Annotated in this window: 16 protein-coding genes and 1 pseudogene; 6 read left to right on the top strand and 11 right to left on the bottom strand. The window is 72.0% G+C overall.

Translation table 11 applies throughout. The features are described 5' to 3' along the window. Positions 1 to 176: 176 nt before the first annotated feature. A complete protein-coding gene (locus ACWD3D_RS00565; protein ID WP_451458735.1) occupies positions 177 to 722 on the top strand; it encodes a hypothetical protein in 546 nt (181 codons plus the stop codon). Between the two features lie 23 nt (positions 723 to 745). Here the strand turns inward: ACWD3D_RS00565 and ACWD3D_RS00570 are convergent, their stop codons facing one another. Further along, positions 746 to 1,168: a hypothetical protein gene (locus ACWD3D_RS00570; RefSeq protein WP_451458736.1), complete on the bottom strand. Its 423-nt coding sequence runs from the start codon at positions 1,166 to 1,168 to the stop codon at positions 746 to 748. A 174-nt stretch (positions 1,169 to 1,342) separates the two neighbouring features. Between ACWD3D_RS00570 and ACWD3D_RS00575 the strand changes: the two genes are divergently transcribed. Both ACWD3D_RS00575 and ACWD3D_RS00580 read left to right on the top strand, forming a co-directional pair. Beyond that, a complete protein-coding gene (locus tag ACWD3D_RS00575) occupies positions 1,343 to 2,188 on the top strand; it encodes a DUF4253 domain-containing protein (protein WP_451458737.1) in 846 nt (281 codons plus the stop codon). A 263-nt stretch (positions 2,189 to 2,451) separates the two neighbouring features. Continuing rightward, positions 2,452 to 2,982, top strand: a complete 531-nt coding sequence (locus ACWD3D_RS00580; protein WP_451458738.1) for a HEAT repeat domain-containing protein — start codon at positions 2,452 to 2,454, stop codon at positions 2,980 to 2,982. A 94-nt stretch (positions 2,983 to 3,076) separates the two neighbouring features. Here the strand turns inward: ACWD3D_RS00580 and ACWD3D_RS00585 are convergent, their stop codons facing one another. The 3 genes from ACWD3D_RS00585 to ACWD3D_RS00595 all read right to left on the bottom strand — a co-directional run bounded on the left by ACWD3D_RS00585 (position 3,077) and on the right by ACWD3D_RS00595 (position 5,826). Next, on the bottom strand, positions 3,077 to 4,165 hold the full coding sequence (locus ACWD3D_RS00585) for a DNA polymerase III subunit beta family protein (RefSeq protein ID WP_451458739.1): 1,089 nt from the start codon (positions 4,163 to 4,165) through the stop codon (positions 3,077 to 3,079). A 70-nt stretch (positions 4,166 to 4,235) separates the two neighbouring features. Continuing rightward, a complete protein-coding gene (locus ACWD3D_RS00590) occupies positions 4,236 to 4,760 on the bottom strand; it encodes a YxiG-like protein (protein WP_451458740.1) in 525 nt (174 codons plus the stop codon). Between the two features lie 97 nt (positions 4,761 to 4,857). Beyond that, positions 4,858 to 5,826 (bottom strand): SDR family NAD(P)-dependent oxidoreductase, encoded by a 969-nt coding sequence (locus ACWD3D_RS00595; protein ID WP_451458741.1) that lies wholly within the window; start codon positions 5,824 to 5,826, stop codon positions 4,858 to 4,860. Positions 5,827 to 6,392: 566 nt separating this feature from the next. Between ACWD3D_RS00595 and ACWD3D_RS00600 the strand changes: the two are divergent. Together ACWD3D_RS00600 and ACWD3D_RS00605 are read left to right on the top strand one after the other, a co-directional pair. After that, positions 6,393 to 6,491 (top strand): annotated as a pseudogene (locus tag ACWD3D_RS00600) (IS5/IS1182 family transposase); the annotation flags it as partial. A 69-nt stretch (positions 6,492 to 6,560) separates the two neighbouring features. Further along, positions 6,561 to 6,983 (top strand): MerR family transcriptional regulator, encoded by a 423-nt coding sequence (locus tag ACWD3D_RS00605; protein ID WP_451458742.1) that lies wholly within the window; start codon positions 6,561 to 6,563, stop codon positions 6,981 to 6,983. 57 nt (positions 6,984 to 7,040) lie between these two features. Here the strand turns inward: ACWD3D_RS00605 and ACWD3D_RS00610 are convergent, their stop codons facing one another. The 7 genes from ACWD3D_RS00610 to ACWD3D_RS00640 form a co-directional block, all read right to left on the bottom strand. Further along, the gene (locus ACWD3D_RS00610) at positions 7,041 to 7,604 is read right to left on the bottom strand and encodes a hypothetical protein (protein WP_451458743.1); all 564 of its coding nucleotides are present in this window, start codon (positions 7,602 to 7,604) and stop codon (positions 7,041 to 7,043) included. An 87-nt stretch (positions 7,605 to 7,691) separates the two neighbouring features. Beyond that, a complete protein-coding gene (gene hemB, locus ACWD3D_RS00615; RefSeq protein WP_451458744.1) occupies positions 7,692 to 8,696 on the bottom strand; it encodes a porphobilinogen synthase in 1,005 nt (334 codons plus the stop codon). 137 nt (positions 8,697 to 8,833) lie between these two features. After that, a complete protein-coding gene (locus tag ACWD3D_RS00620; RefSeq protein ID WP_328720129.1) occupies positions 8,834 to 10,504 on the bottom strand; it encodes a bifunctional uroporphyrinogen-III C-methyltransferase/uroporphyrinogen-III synthase in 1,671 nt (556 codons plus the stop codon). After that, positions 10,501 to 11,487, bottom strand: a complete 987-nt coding sequence (gene hemC, locus ACWD3D_RS00625; RefSeq protein WP_451458745.1) for a hydroxymethylbilane synthase — start codon at positions 11,485 to 11,487, stop codon at positions 10,501 to 10,503. The genes ACWD3D_RS00620 and hemC overlap by 4 nt, the downstream gene beginning before the upstream one ends. After that, positions 11,484 to 13,019 carry a glutamyl-tRNA reductase gene (locus tag ACWD3D_RS00630; RefSeq protein ID WP_451458746.1) on the bottom strand — a complete coding sequence of 512 codons (1,536 nt, stop codon included), beginning with the start codon at positions 13,017 to 13,019 and terminating at the stop codon, positions 11,484 to 11,486. The genes hemC and ACWD3D_RS00630 overlap by 4 nt, the downstream gene beginning before the upstream one ends. After that, positions 13,016 to 13,783 carry a redox-sensing transcriptional repressor Rex gene (locus ACWD3D_RS00635; RefSeq protein WP_358758331.1) on the bottom strand — a complete coding sequence of 256 codons (768 nt, stop codon included), beginning with the start codon at positions 13,781 to 13,783 and terminating at the stop codon, positions 13,016 to 13,018. Before ACWD3D_RS00635 ends, ACWD3D_RS00630 begins: the two co-directional genes overlap by 4 nt. A 330-nt stretch (positions 13,784 to 14,113) precedes the next feature. Further along, on the bottom strand, positions 14,114 to 14,389 hold the full coding sequence (locus ACWD3D_RS00640) for a glutaredoxin family protein (protein WP_451458747.1): 276 nt from the start codon (positions 14,387 to 14,389) through the stop codon (positions 14,114 to 14,116). Between the two features lie 159 nt (positions 14,390 to 14,548). On the opposite strand from ACWD3D_RS00640, the gene ACWD3D_RS00645 reads away from it, so the two are divergent. Next, positions 14,549 to 15,429, top strand: an 881-nt coding sequence (locus ACWD3D_RS00645; protein ID WP_451458748.1) for an HAD family hydrolase, incomplete at its 3' end; no start/stop codon positions are given.

Here is a 15,429-nt window from a genome sequence, read left to right on the forward strand (position 1 = left end):
CGATTCGCCGTGCGCCGCCCCGGGCAGCATCTCCTGACACCCGCCCCGCACCACCGGCAGCCGCCGGTGCCGACCGGCATCCGCCGGCCACCCGGGGCCCACCGCCCGGGACCGTCCACCACGCACGGATCCCGCCCGGGGGGCCCGCCCCGACTACCTCGTGAGGTTGCCTCCGTATGACCGTGATCGTCGGGCTCGTCCACAAGAACCGTGTCCACCTCGGCGGCGACTCGGCCGGTGTCGCCGGTCTCTCGATCACCGTCCGCCGGGACCTCAAGGTGTTCCGGAACGGCCCCTACGTGATGGGGTTCACCACGTCGTTCCGCATGGGGCAGCTCCTGCGGTACGCGTTCGAGGTGCCGCATCCGAGCGGGGACCTGGACCGGTTCATGGTCACCAAGTTCATCGACGCGCTGCGCTCCTGCCTCAAGGACGGCGGCTGGGCACGCAAGGAGTCCGAGCAGGAGCAGGCGGGCACGTTCCTCGTCGGCATAGCCGGACGGCTCTACACCATCCACTCGGACTACCAGGTCGGCGAGCCCTCCGACCAGTACGCGGCGGTCGGCTGCGGGGACGACATCGCCCTGGGCGCGCTCCACGCCACCGGCGCGCTCGACCTGAAACCTCGGGAGCGCATCACCGCGGCGCTCCAGGCGGCGGCCCATCACAGCGCCGGTGTCGTCGGCCCGTTCTCGTACGCGACGACGCCGAAGGGGGAGTGAACAGGGCGCGTCTGCCCGCTCGTTCATCCCTCTGCGGCTTCTCCGTCCACGGCAGAGCCGTCCACCATCGCCCCGTCCACCATCGCCCCGTCCGCAACCGCGCCGCCCCGTCCGGTCGCGCCGGTCATGCCCGTGGCGCTCGTCGTGCCGGTCGTCGTGCCGGTCGTTCTGGACCGGGCGGGCGGGAGGTTGATGTCGGCCGTGCGCAGGGCCCGTTGGAGCGGGCTCCGGCCGGGAGGGAGCTCCAGATCGATGTCCGCGATGAGCAGCCGGCCGTCGGCGAGGCGCGAAGTCTTGGTCCTTTTGGGCGGGTTGCCCTGACCACTCTCGTGTCTCTGGTCGCTCTCGCGCTTCTGGTTGCTCTGCCGGGCCGGGCCGGACCGCTCGGGCCGCTTCGGCTGCTCGGGCCGTTCGGGGCGCTCGGGTTGCTTCGGTTGAGGGGCCATGTCTCCTCTTCGGCGGCGAGGGCTCTGTGGATGCCCCGCAGAGGAATTCTCGCGCGAACCCGACCCGGAAAAGGGAGTGTTCGAGCACTTCAGGCCGTACTGGGCCGCACTGTCAGGCACGGTGTCAGTAACACCGTGACGGCGCTGTCAGTGGTCCCCCTTAGGGTCTGCGGCATGGCGACGCTTCCGAACCCCCTTCCGTCCCTGGCCTCCCATGGGCTGGATCTGCCGTCCGGTTCTCTCGTGGACACCACCGTCGACGGCCCCTGGCACGAACCCCTGTTCTGGTACGCGAACACGGCGGCGACCCCGGGCGGCTTCGCGGCCCTGCGCGCCATCGGCCGACCGGTCGGGCTACTGCCCGTGCTGATCGACGAGGGCCCGCGCCAGGAGCCGCCGGGGGCCTGGGACCTCGATCCCGGAAACGTCTCGTACCCGGGGGACCACGACGCCGAGGAGGTGCTCCTCAGCCTCTCCGAGCCGTACGCCGCCGACGAACTCGCCGACAGCACCGGCGAATCCGAGGACCCCTCCAGCGGGAGCACCACGTCCGCCGAAGCTCCCGAGTGGCCCGGCCCGGCCCCGTCCCCGGCCGGCGCAGGCCCCGACGACCCCGACCAACTGGCCGCCGATCTGGCCGACATGCTCAGCAGTCTCCACCTGGACGGCGACGGCACCGGCCTGCGCCCGGCGCTCGTACCCGCGCGGCGCAGCGCGGACATCCCCGCCGCCATCGGCTGGACGGGCCCGGTCAACCACGAGGACGACGTCGCCCGCCTCTGCGCGGTGCTCCGCTCCTGGGAGGACCGGTTCGACATCCGGGTCGTGGCACTGGGCTTCGACACCCTGACCGTGTCGGTCGGCCGCCCGCCGACCACGCTCCCCGAGGCCCGGGCGCTCGCCGCCGAGCACTACGCCTTCTGCCCGGACAACATCGACCAGAACCCGCCGTACGACCTCGACGCGTACGCCGAGAAGCACCTGCTGGACCGCGAGTCCTGGTCCTTCTGGTGGGACTGACCGCCCGGACCTGACGCCCGGACCTGATCCGTCGGGCGAGTCCGCCCCCGCACGCGCGGTCCGGCTTCCACGAGGGGAGAAGCCGGGCCGCGCCACCTCCGTCCCCTCCCCTGCAAGGCGGCGAACACGCCACGGGGAACCACGGCTCGTCCTTCCTCCGCCGCCCCCGTGCCCGTTGAGCGAGGCCGGTGGGGCGGCCCGGTCGGCGACCCCCTGGAGCGGTCCGATGCGTGGAACATCGCGTCCGGGGAAACGCATATCCCATGAACCGGACGGAAAAGCTGATCACGGAGTACGGAACGCTGCCCCAGGAGAGCGACCGCAGGCGGGAAATCGTCTACGACCTCGGCGGCATGCTCTCCGCCGAGCCGGACCATCCGGGCATCCTGTCGTTCCTCATCGAGGTCGTCGCCGACCAGGAGGCGTACGACCTCGCGCGCGTCGAGGCGACGAAGCCGCTGCGGCTCTGGCCGCCGTCCGACCCGGAGACCTGGCGCCTCGCGGGTGCCGTCCTGGTCACGGCCGTCGAACACCCGGACGAGGACCTGGTCCGGCAGTACGCGGTGATGGCGCTGGGCTCGTACGCCGACGACTCCGTCGTCCACGCGGCGCTGGCCGAAGCCGTCCTGCGCGACCCCGACCCGCTCGTACGGGACAACGCCCTCGCCGCCCTCAGCGAGGCCGGGCCGAGCGAGGGCCGGGCCGAGGTGCTCCGCCTGCTGTCCGCCGACGCCCACCTCGGCCACGAGGCCGCCCGCATCCTCGCGGGCTGGGAGCCGGAGGCCGCCGGGTAGGACCTGCCCCGGCCCCACCCTCGGGGATCAGCTCAGCTCTCGTCGGTGCTCGGCGGCGCTCGTCAGGCCCTCGTCAGGCCCTCATCAGCCCTCGTCAGCTCTCCAGGCGGACCGGCATCAGCAGGGAGAAGGTGTCGTCGGTGTCGGTCCGGCGGATCGCGAGGGGAGCCGTAGGGGCACCGACCTCCACGATCAGCTGGTCCCGGGAACCGGCGGCAAGGGCCTCCAGGAGGAACGCGCGGTTGACGGCGATACGACTCCCGCCACCGTCACCGTCCTCGCACACGCTCACCCCGCCGTCCGCCGTCACCTCCAGCACGCTGAGGTCGTAGGAGACGCCGTCCTGCTCCCGCGCCTCGTCCGGACGTACCGGCCCCGCCTCCACCGCCTCCCGGAATGCCGCGACGTCGACGAGGACCCGACGCCCGGCCGGCAGGCGGACGAGCCGACGGTAGTCGGGGAAGCCCTGATCGACGCACTGACCGGCCGCCTGCCGGTCCCCCGCCTCCAGGATCACGCGGTCACCGTCCACGACGAGCCGGACGGACGCGTCGTCGCCCAGCAGCGCCCGCATCGCGTCGACGAGCGGGGACGGTACGACGGCCTGCACACGGGCCCCGTCGTGTCCGGTGGCACCGGCTCGCGCGACAGCCATCCGGTACCGGTCGGTGGCCACGACGTGGAGCGCATCGCCCTCGATGTCGAACAGGACACCGCCGAGCATCGGCAGCTCCGGATCGGTTCCGGCGGCGAAACGGACCGCGTCCAACGCCGCGGCCAGCTCGGGCGCGGAGACGGAGACGGTCAGCCGGACGGGGTCGGTGCGGAGCACGGTCATGGGATTCTCCCTGCGGTCGAGTACAGCTCGGAGCGTGGAGAACTCGGTGCGGGCATCGGACAACCCCACTTCGAGACGGCGCAGATGCGCCTCCAGCAGCTTCCGCACCAGGTCGGTGTCCGCGCCGGACCAGCCCGCCAGCACCAGCCGGATGTCCGCCAACGGCATGCCCGCCCGGCGCAGCCGTGCGAGCAGCCGGGACTCCTCCAGTTGCTCGGGGCCGTACCAGCGGTAGCCGCTGACCGGATCCACCCAGGCCGGGACCAGCACCCCGGCACCGTCGTAGAACCGCAGAGCACTCACGCTCAGCCCGCTCTCCCGGGCCATCTCACCAATGCTGCGCATCTCGCTCTCCACGTCCCGAACTCTGGGCCCTCCACCAGGTCGAGGGTCAACGGCTCGTCGTCCCCGGCGTTCAGGAACCGGCGGCCGGCACCCCGGCCGGGACGGGACCGGACGGACCGAGCTCCTCACCCGCCACGAAGGGCGCGTACCCGACCGGGACCTCACACACCTCCAGATCCGAGAAGAGGAGGGTCAGATCGTGCGCGTTCGTCTCCATGCGGACCTCGTGGAAGTCGATCCCGACGGCCTCCGTCCAGCGGCGGGTGGCGTCCGACCCGGGGCGGAGCCGGATGTCGTACAGCTCGTGGAACTTCACGCCCCACACGTACCCGCCGAGGGCGGGGTCGGCAGTGTCGAGGTCGAGCAGACGATCGTCCAGAGAGGCCCGCCAGGTCTCCGCGGACTGGAACGTCTCGCACCGGGCCTCTACGCAGTACCGGAAGAGGTACCGCTGAAAGGTCGGTGTCCCGACGTGCGGGCCTCCGGGGCCCACGTCGAAGACGACCTCGTAGTCGCGCATGTAGTTCGTGTATCCGTGGTGCACGACGAGCTGATCGACGTCCGCGTTCAGCCGGTCCAGAAGGGCGGGGTCCATGCCCTTCTTCTACCTCAGCGGCCGGCTCCCCGGCCCTCGGGATACAGGGGTGCCCGGCGTCGTGGGCCGGAGACCGCCCGGCCTCCGGCCCACGAGGTCACCTGCCGACCGGGGCGGCACCGGTCGCCGCCATGGACAACTCCCAGAGCCGTGCCGCCGCTTCGGGATCGACGGCGTACGGGCGGACACCGCCGTCGTCCAGGGAGTCCGAGGTCCGGGCGTGCGCGACGTCACAGTCTTCGAGGTAGAGCCCGCCCCTGCCTTCGAGGTGCGGGGACGTGGCGGCCCACAGTCCGGTGGCGGCGCCCTGCGAGGGGGTCTTGAAGTCGGCTCCCACGACGTTCCCCTGCTCGTCCACCCAACCGCGGACGATCTGCTCCTGGAGCGTCATCTCCCGCTGCAACCCGGTGATGATCTTTCCGGGGTGGAGTGCGAACGCCCGGACCCCGTCGTCGCGTCCGAGGGTGTCGAGGTGTACGGCGAACAGCACGTTGGCGGTCTTCGACTGGCCGTAGGCCAGCCACTTGTCGTACCCGGTACGGAAGTGCGGGTCGTCCCGGCGGAAGTCGGTCAGGGCGTGCCCGCCGGAACTGTTGACGACGACGCGCGCGCCACCGGCGGCGGCGAGAAGCGGGTAGAGCTCGCAGGCGAGAGCGAAGTGCCCGAAGTGGTTGGCGGCCAACTGCACCTCCCAGCCCGGCCCGACGCGCCGTTCGGGGGTGGCCATGACGCCGGCCACCGCCATCAGGAGGTCGAGCCGGGTCAGGGAAGCGGTGATGTGCGCGGCGGCCTCCCGCACGCTGTCGAGGTCCGTCAGGTCCATGGGGACGACCTCGCATCCCTTCACGTCGTCGAGGGCGGCAGCGGCGATACCGGGCCGGCGCGCGGGAACGATCACCCGGGCCCCGGCGCCCGCGAGAGCCCGGGTGGTCTCCAGGCCGAGCCCGGAGTAGCCCCCGGTCACGACGGCGGTCCTACCAGAGAGATCGACACCGGCCATGACGTCCTCGGCGGTGCTTGCGGCGGAGAAGGGCGAACCGAGCGGCTGCTGGTCTTGGATGGTCATACCGAGGACGCTACGAGCTGGAGCGGGGTCTAGATCAAGCCCAGAACCCGATACAGGCCCCCACGAAGCCACGTAAACGATCTCCGGTGTCGGCGATGGGCCTCGATGCGGGGGCCCGGCACGCCGGGGCGGTGGCGGTGCGGCGCGGTGCTCGTGACGGCGGATCGGCGGATCGGCGGAGGCGGCAGTGGAGCGGGTGGCGGCTGGGTACGCTCGGGGTGCACAGCGGGGGCGGTTGCCCTTCTGTGCGGGCGCGACGTGACGGGTCGCGATGTGCCCCCTGGAACCCGGAAGGCGAAATTCAACTTATGCCGGACTCGGCGAAGTTGGCCTCCAGCGGCCTTCCGGCGGCGTAACGCCCCAGGTCAGGAAGGGTGCTCCCCGCGCGGGCGGGGATGGTCCCATGGCGGAGCAGGCCGAGTACGGGCTCTCCGGGTGCTCCCCGCGCGTGCGGGGCATGGCCCTAGGCGCGGGGGCCCGGATCTCCGGACCCTCGTGTGCTCCCCGCGCGTGCGGGGATGGCCCCTACCTCCAGCTCGTGGAAGTCGAGCAGCCCCCCTGGGACGAAGAGCTGGAGGATCATGCGTGACTGCCACCGGAAAGATGACGGCGTTCACCACGCCATGCCCGCCGTCGCTCGGCCGCACAACCTCGCCCCCGCCGGGTGGCGGAGAACCGGGCCGGCCGACCAACACACCGTAGATCGCTTGCAGGGCAACCCCTAGGGTGCGGGGATGACGTCTTCCGAGACCCGCACCGAGCAACTGAGCATCGGCGAGGTGGCCGAGCGGACCGGTCTCAGCGTGCACGCGCTGCGCCTGTACGAGCGCGAGGGCCTGCTGATCGCACCGGTCCGGCGGAACACGGGCGGCCGGCGCCGCTATACCACCGCGGACCTGGAATGGCTGCTGATCTGCGTGAGACTGCGGGAGTCGGGGATGCCGCTCGCCGAACTCAAGCGGTTCGCCGAGCTCGTACAGGACGGGCCGGGCAACGAAGCGGACCGCCTCCAGCTCCTCAACGCCCATCAGAAGCGCGTCGAGGCCCGGATCCGGGAGCTGGAGGAGTGCCATTCCGTCATCGCCTGGAAGGTCGGCGTCTACTCCGAACATCTCGCCCGCGGCGCCGCCGGCGGACTCTGGGACCCTCAAGGCTGACGGGACCCGCAGCGCTGACGGGCCCGTCTCGACCCGGCCCGAGGTCCAGTGAACGGGTCAGGTGGAGACGGTCGCGTCCAACTCCCCCACCCGGGCGACCTCGTGCCACCCGCCGTCCCGCCCGCCCCCGCACCACCACGCCGGTGGGCCCGACAGGTCGGCCTCGTCCGGGCGCTCGCCGCCGGCGCTCTCCGGGGGATAGGTGTGCATGCCGGTCCCGTGGGCGGGGCAGACGGGCCAGACCCGCCAGAGGAGTTCCATGACGGTCTCCTGCGCCGCCTCCGCGACCACCGCCAGAAAGGTGTCCGGGTCGTCCGGCTCCGGCGGGTAACCATCGTCCAGGTCCCACGGGTTGACCGGGTTGCCCTGCCAACTGCCGTCCGGCATCGCCACGTAGACCTGTTCGCCGCCGGCGGAGGCCGGGGACGGCGGCTCGTCCGAGGGGACGCTCATCAGTACCAGCGGTTCCTGGCCCGGCAGGGTCGCCCGCACGTCGCGGTTGACCACCGCGAGCGCCGCCTCCAGCTCCGGCCACCGGCCGGGCTCGGCCCGCACCGGATCAGGGGGACACCACTCGCGACCGGGACCGGGACCGATGGCGGAGTACGAGAAGTGGTTCACCGGCCGAATGTCCCAAGACCCCGGGCGCGAACGCCACCCCTCCGCACCCGGCCCCGACACACTGCGCACCGCACACCGCACCGCGAACTACACCGAGCGCCCGCCCAGTCGCTGCGCGACCTCGGTCGCCCAGTAGGTCAGGATCATCTGCGCGCCCGCGCGCCGGATGCCCGTCAGGCTCTCCATGATCGCCGCGTCGCGGTCGATCCAGCCCCGCTCGGCGGCGGCCTCGATCATCGCGTACTCGCCGCTGATCTGGTACGCCGCGACCGGCACGTTCACGGAGTCGGCGACCTTGGCGAGGATGTCGAGGTACGGGCCGGCCGGCTTGACCATGACCATGTCGGCGCCCTCTTCGAGGTCGAGCGCCAACTCGCGCAGGGACTCGCGGATGTTCGCCGAGTCCTGCTGGTAGGTCTTGCGGTCGCCCCGCAGCGAGGAGCCGACGGCCTCCCGGAAGGGGCCGTAGAAGGCGGAGGAGTACTTCGCGGTGTACGCGAGGATCGACACGTCCTCGTGCCCGGTCTGGTCCAAGGCGTCCCGGATCACGCCGATCTGACCGTCCATCATGCCGCTGGGACCGACCGTGTGGGCGCCCGCGTCGGCCTGGACCTGGGCCATCTCCGCGTACCGCTCCAGGGTCGCGTCGTTGTCGACGCGGCCGTCCTCGGTCAGTACACCGCAGTGGCCGTGGTCGGTGTACTCGTCCAGGCAGAGGTCCGACATGACGACGAGGTCGTCGCCGACCTCCTCGCGCACCGCGCGCAGGCCCTGCTGGAGGATGCCGTCCGGGTCCGTCCCCGCCGTGCCCCGGGCGTCCTTCTTCTCGTCGGTCGGTACGCCGAAGAGCATGATCCCGGAGACCCCGGCCGCCACCGCGTCGGCGGCGGCCTTCCGCAGGGTGTCCAGGGTGTGCTGCCGCACGCCCGGCATCGACGAGATCTCCACCGGGGCGTCGATGCCCTCGCGGACGAACGCGGGCAGGATCAGGTTCGCGGGGTGGAGGCGGGTCTCGGCGACCATCCGTCGCATCGTCGGGGTCGTCCGCAGCCGCCGGGGGCGGGAGCCGGGGAAGTTTCCGTACGCAGTCATCCTTTGACCATAGACCCGCCCACACCGGGCTCTTACCGACACCCCTGCCGGAAAACCCGGGCCGCTCCCCCGCCTGCGGAAATGGCCCGGCAGCCCCCGAGGGGAGCCGCCGGGCCCGTACGTCCGTCGCCGACCGGTCAGGTCGTCGTACGCCTCCGCCGCGCGCCCGGGCGCCGCTCGCTCGGGCGGGTCACCGGGTCGCCGGCCTCCTTGGCCGCGTCCCGGCGCCGCGCGCCGAACTCCGCCAGCGCCTCCGCCAGCTTGTGCACCGAGGGCTCCGGCGCGAGGACGTCGACCCGCAGGCCGTGCTCCTCGGCGGTCTTCGCGGTGGCCGGGCCGATGCAGGCGATGACCGTCACGTTGTGCGGCTTGCCCGCGATGCCGACCAGGTTGCGGACGGTCGAGGACGAGGTGAAGAGCACCGCGTCGAAACCGCCGCCCTTGATCGCCTCCCGGGTGTCCGCCGGCGGCGGCGACGCGCGGACCGTGCGGTACGCGGTGACGTCGTCCACCTCCCAGCCCAGGTCGATCAGGCCCGCCACCAGGGTCTCGGTGGCGATGTCGGCGCGCGGCAGGAAGACACGGTCGATCGGGTCGAAGACCGGGTCGTACGGCGGCCAGTCCTCCAGGAGACCCGCGGCGGACTGCTCGCCCGAGGGCACCAGGTCCGGCTTCACACCGAAATCGACCAGCGAGGCGGCGGTCTGCTCGCCCACGGCCGCGACCTTGATCCCGGCGAAGGCACGGGCGTCGAGCCCGTACTCCTCGAACTTCTCCCGTACGGCCTTCACCGCGTTCACCGAGGTGAACGCGATCCACTCGTACCGGCCGGTGACCAGGCCCTTGACCGCGCGCTCCATCTGCTGGGGCGTACGCGGCGGCTCGACCGCGATCGTCGGCACCTCGTGCGGCACCGCGCCGTAGGAACGCAGCTGGTCCGAGAGCGAGGCCGCCTGCTCCTTCGTCCGCGGGACGAGCACCTTCCAGCCGAAGAGCTGCTTGGACTCGAACCACGCGAGCTGGTCGCGCTGGGCGGCGGACGTACGGTCCCCGACCACGGCTATGACCGGCTGGTGCCCGTCCGGCGAGGGGAGCACCTTCGTCTGCTTGAAGAGCTGCGCGATGGTGCCCAGCGTCGCCGTCCACGTCCGCTGACGCGTGGTGGTGCCGGCGACCGTGACGGTCAGCGGGGTGTCGGGCTTGCGGCCCGCCGAGACCAGCTCACCCGCGGCCGCCGCGACGGAGTCCAGGGTGGTCGAGACGACGGCGGTCGAATCGCTCGCGCCGACCTCGCTCCAGCAGCGGTCGGTCGCGGTACGGGCGTCCACGAAGCGCACGTCCGTACCCTGCGCGTCACGCAGCGGCACACCGGCGTACGCGGGCACGCCGACGACGTTCGCGACACCCGGGACGACCTCGAAGGGCACCCCGGCGGCGGCGCACGCGAGCATCTCCGCCCCCGCGCCACCGTCCAGACCCGGGTCACCGGCGACAGCACGGACGACCCGCCTGCCGCCCTTCGCGGCCTCCATGACAATATTGGCCGCGTCCCTGAGTACAGGCACTCCGGCGGCTGTTGACGCGGAGTCAACAACGGTCAGCTCAGGGGTGCTCACGCCTGCCCGCGCATGTGTGCGCACGACGTCGAGCACCTCGGGCTCTGCGACAAGAACGTCCGCGCTCGCGAGCGCCTCGACGGCGCGCAGCGTCAGCAGACCCGGATCGCCGGGACCGGCGCCGAGGAAGGTGACGTGTCCCTGTGCGGACAGCAGCGGAAAGTCGGACACGGCGGGGCCGGTGGGGCTCAAAGTGCTCGCTCCCCCATAAGACCGGCCGCACCCTTGGCGAGCATCTCCGACGCGAGTTCGCGACCGAGGGCCGCCGCGTCGTCCTGCGACGTGGGAACGGGACCGGTAGTGGACAGCTGCACCAGCGAGGCACCGTCGGTGGAACCGACGACACCGCGCAGGCGCAGTTCGTTGACAGCCTGACCGTCGACCAGGAGGTCGGCCAACGCACCCACGGGTGCGGAGCAGCCGGCCTCCAGGGCGGCGAGCAGGGATCGCTCCGCGGTGACGGCGACCCGGGTGTACGGGTCGTCGAGCTCCGCGAGCGCGGCGGCGAGGTCGACGCTCGAAGCGGCGCACTCGATCGCCAGTGCTCCCTGACCGGGAGCGGGCAGGACGGTGTCGGGCGACAGGAAGTCGGTCACCTCGTCCGTCCGTCCGAGACGGCTGAGACCGGCGGCGGCGAGAACCACCGCGTCCAGCTCACCGTCACGTACGAATCCGATGCGCGTATCCACGTTGCCGCGGATCGGCACGGTCTCTATGGAGAGGCCGTGCGACCGGGCGTACGCGTTCAGCTGCGCCATGCGGCGCGGCGAACCCGTACCCACCCGGGCGCCGGGCGGCAGCTCCTCGAAGGTCAGCCCGTCGCGTGCCACCAGCACGTCGCGCGGGTCCTCGCGGAGCGGCACGGCGGCCAGCACCAGGCCCTCGGGCTGCGCGGTCGGCAGGTCCTTGAGGCTGTGGACCGCGAAGTCCACCTCGCCCCGCAGCAGCGCTTCGCGCAGCGCGGCGACGAACACGCCGGTGCCGCCGATCTGCGCCAGGTCCTCGCGGGAGACGTCGCCGTACGTGGTGATCTCCACCAGTTCGACGGCGCGCCCGGTCACCTCGCTGACCGCCTCGGCGACCAGGCCCGACTGGGCCATGGCGAGTTTGCTGCGCCGGGTGCCGAGCCGCAGAGGCGTGTTGTCGGTCCCACCCTGGGGTGAGCTGTCGGTCATGACCGCCCTCTATTCGGGTCGTTCAGGTCTGCCCGGGAGACGGCGGCCACCGTCTGCGGGTCGAGGTCGAAGAGTTCTCGCAGCGCGTCCGCGTACCCGGCGCCGCCGGGCTCGCTCGCCAGCTGCTTGACCCGCACGGTCGGCGCGTGCAGGAGCTTGTCGACGACACGGCGCACGGTCTGCGTGATCTCCGCGCGCTGTTTCTCGTCGAGGTCGGGCAGCCGCCCGTCGAGCCGGGCGATCTCGCCGGCCACCACGTCGGCTGCCATCGTGCGCAGGGCGACGACGGTCGGGGTGATGTGCGCGGCGCGCTGGGCGGCACCGAAGGCGGCCACCTCGTCGGAGACGATGCCCCGCACCCGGTCGACGTCGGCGGCCATCGGGGCGTCCGCGGACGCCTCGGCGAGCGACTCGATGTCGACGAGGCGTACGCCGTCGATGCGGTGCGCCCCGCCGTCCACGTCCCTCGGCATCGCGAGGTCGAGGATCGCGAGCCGCACGGGTCCGTTGTTCTGCGCGGGGATGGCGCGGCGCGGCGCGGTCGCCCGCGCGGCCGTGCCCGTACCCGTGCCCGGGGCGTCGTAGCCCTCGGGAGCGGACGAGCCGTTCTCCACCCAGGCGGCGTGCTGGTCCAGCGCGTCCACGGCGGCAGCGGAACCGGCCTTCGCGGCGGGCACGGCCGTGGCGTCGTACTCCGCGCCGACGGCCTTCGCGATCGCCCCGGCGGTCAGCACGAGACCGGTCGAACCGGTACAGGACACCACGATGTCGGCACGTGTCAGCTCGTCCGTGACGGTGCTCATCTCCACGGCACGGGCGCGCAGTTCCGGTCCGGACGCCTGGCCGAGGATCTCCACGAGCCGGTCGGCGCGGGCCCGGGTCCGGTTGGCGACGACGATCTCGCCGACCCCGGTACGGGCCAGCGTCGCGGCGGCCAGCGAGGACATCGAACCGGCCCCGATGACCAGGGCGCGCTTGCCCCTGGCCCAGACGTCGACGTCCTGTCCGGCGGCGAGCTGCTCCAGGCCGAAGGTGACCAGCGACTGTCCGGCACGGTCGATCCCGGTCTCGCTGTGGGCACGCTTGCCGACCCGCAGGGCCTGCTGGAAGAGGTCGTTCAGCAGCCGCCCCGCCGTGTGGAGCTCCTGCCCCAGGGCGAGCGCGTCCTTGATCTGGCCGAGGATCTGCCCCTCGCCGACGACCATCGAGTCCAGCCCGCAGGCCACCGACAGGAGGTGGTGGACGGCACGGTCCTCGTAGTGCACGTAGAGATGGGGAGTCAGCTCGTCCAGCCCGACCTGGCTGTGCTGTGCCAGCAGGGTCGACAGCTCGGCCACGCCCGCGTGGAACTTGTCCACGTCGGCGTAGAGCTCGATGCGGTTGCAGGTGGCCAGCACGGTGGCCTCGGCCGCGGGTTCCGCGGCGAGGGTGTCCTGCAACAGCTTGACCTGGGCGTCCTGGGCGAGCGAGGCCCGCTCCAGCACGGAGACGGGGGCGCTGCGGTGACTCAGTCCGACGACGAGAAGGCTCATGCCGGCATCACGGCGGGCATGTCCCCGTCGGGTCCCTTCCGGTTCACGGGGGTCGCGCGCATCGGCGGCGCGGCCTCGTCGGTCTCGTCCGCGGTGCCGTCCTCGCCGGCCTTGCGCTGCTCGTGGAACGCGAGGATCTGGAGCTCGATGGAGAGGTCGACCTTGCGCACGTCGACGCCCTCGGGGACGGAGAGGACGGTCGGCGCGAAGTTCAGGATCGAGGTGACACCGGCGGCCACGAGACGGTCGCAGACCTGCTGGGCCGCGCCGGGCGGGGTGGTGATCACGCCGATGGACACACCGTTGTCGGTGAGGATGCGGTCCATGTCGTCGGTGTGCTGGACGGGAATCCCGGCGACCGGCGTACCGGCCATCGCGGGGTCCGCGTCGATCAGCGCGGCGACCCGGAAGCCGCGGGAGGCGAACCCGCCGTAGTTGGCGAGGGCGGCCCCGAGGTTACCGATGCCGACGATGGCGACCGGCCAGTCCTGGGTGAGGCCGAGCTCACGGGAGATCTGGTAGACGAGGTACTCGACGTCGTAGCCGACGCCCCGGGTGCCGTAGGAACCCAGGTAGCTGAAGTCCTTGCGGAGCTTCGCGGAATTGACCCCCGCGGCCGTGGCGAGTTCCTCGGACGAGACCGTCGGTACGGAACGCTCGGACAGCGCGGTCAGTGCGCGCAGATACAGGGGGAGTCGGGCGACAGTGGCCTCGGGAATTCCTCGGCTTCGGGTCGCCGGTCGGTGAGTTCGGCCAGTTGCCACGGTGCTCCTGCGGGATGAGCGGGGCTGTAGGCGGCCGTATGTCCCAAGACCGCCCCGTCGAATGCAGGCTATGTCTTTGTGAACACGTGCACAAAGATTGTGTCCGTTTTGTCCGGTCAAAGTGACCGGGGTCACGCGGATTCGCCGCCGGATCCCGGAACCACGGATCGCATCAACCCGTTGCGGGTTCGAAGGGGGCAAAACCGAACACACTCCTCATGACCACGCCCCCGAGACCACCCAAAACGCCCATGATGGTACGCGAAAAACGTTGACTCAGGCACCCAGTGCCGCACCCGGCCATGCGCACCACCGGGGCCGCGGGAATCGTCAGGCGCCCAGCGCCGTACGCAGCCGCTTCGGGTCGACTCGCCAGAAGGTGTGCTGATCCCCGTCGATCAGCACCACCGGGATCTGCTCCCAGTACTGCGCGTACAACGCCTCGTCCTGGGTGATGTCCTTCTCCTCCACCACCGAGCCGGTCTCCGCGCACACCGCCTCCACCACCGCCCTCGCGTCCTCGCAGAGGTGACATCCGGGCTTCCCGAGGAGCGTGACGACCCGGTCGGCGGGCTTCTTCTTCGTACGACGCAACAGGGCACTCATGCCCCCATTCTCCGCCCGCCGCGCCCGGCTCCGGCACCCCGCCGCGCGCCGGGCCCCGCGGGGCCCGGCGTGTCCGGCCGACGAGCCGGCCCCGGAGAGTTCACGCTCCCGGAACCCTGCGGGACGGGAAGTGTCCGGCGAAATGGTTATGCTCGCCGCATGGCCTCTCTTGGATGGCTCACACCTCGCAGGCGCCCCGCCACGGCACGGAGCGTGCTGGCGGGCGAGGCGGCGGCCGAGGCCGCCCGCAAGGCGACGCTGGACGGGGACGGCGACACCCTCCTCGAAGCGGAACGAGGCGCGGACGCCGCGCCCGAGGAACCCGCGTTCCCGGTGGCCGGCGACGCCCGTGCCGCCGCGTTCTTCGACCTCGACAACACCGTGATGCAGGGCGCCGCGCTCTTCCACTTCGGCCGGGGCCTCTACAAGCGGAAGTTCTTCCAGCGCCGCGAGCTGACCCGGTTCGCCTGGCAGCAGGCATGGTTCCGGCTGGCCGGCGTGGAAGACCCGGAACACATGCAGGACGCCCGCGACAGCGCCCTCTCCATCGTCAAGGGACACCGCGTCTCCGAGCTGATGTCCATCGGCGAGGAGATCTACGACGAGTACATGGCCGACCGCATCTGGCCGGGCACCCGCGCGCTGGCCCAGGCGCACCTCGACGCGGGTCAGAAGGTCTGGCTGGTCACCGCCGCCCCGGTGGAGACCGCCACGATCATCGCCCGCCGGCTCGGCCTCACGGGCGCGCTCGGCACGGTCGCCGAGTCCGTCGACGGCGTCTACACCGGGCGCCTGGTCGGCGAACCGCTGCACGGCCCCGCGAAGGCCGAGGCGGTACGCGCCCTGGCCGCGGGCGAGGGCCTGGACCTCGGGCGGTGCGCCGCGTACAGCGACTCGCACAACGACATCCCGATGCTCTCGCTGGTCGGCCACCCCTACGCGATCAACCCGGACGCCAAGCTCCGCAAGCACGCCCGCGCCCACGACTGGCGGCTGCGCGACTACCGCACCGGCCGCAAGGCGGCGCAGGTCGCCCTCCC

Source organism: Streptomyces sp. NPDC002690, from assembly GCF_053592415.1.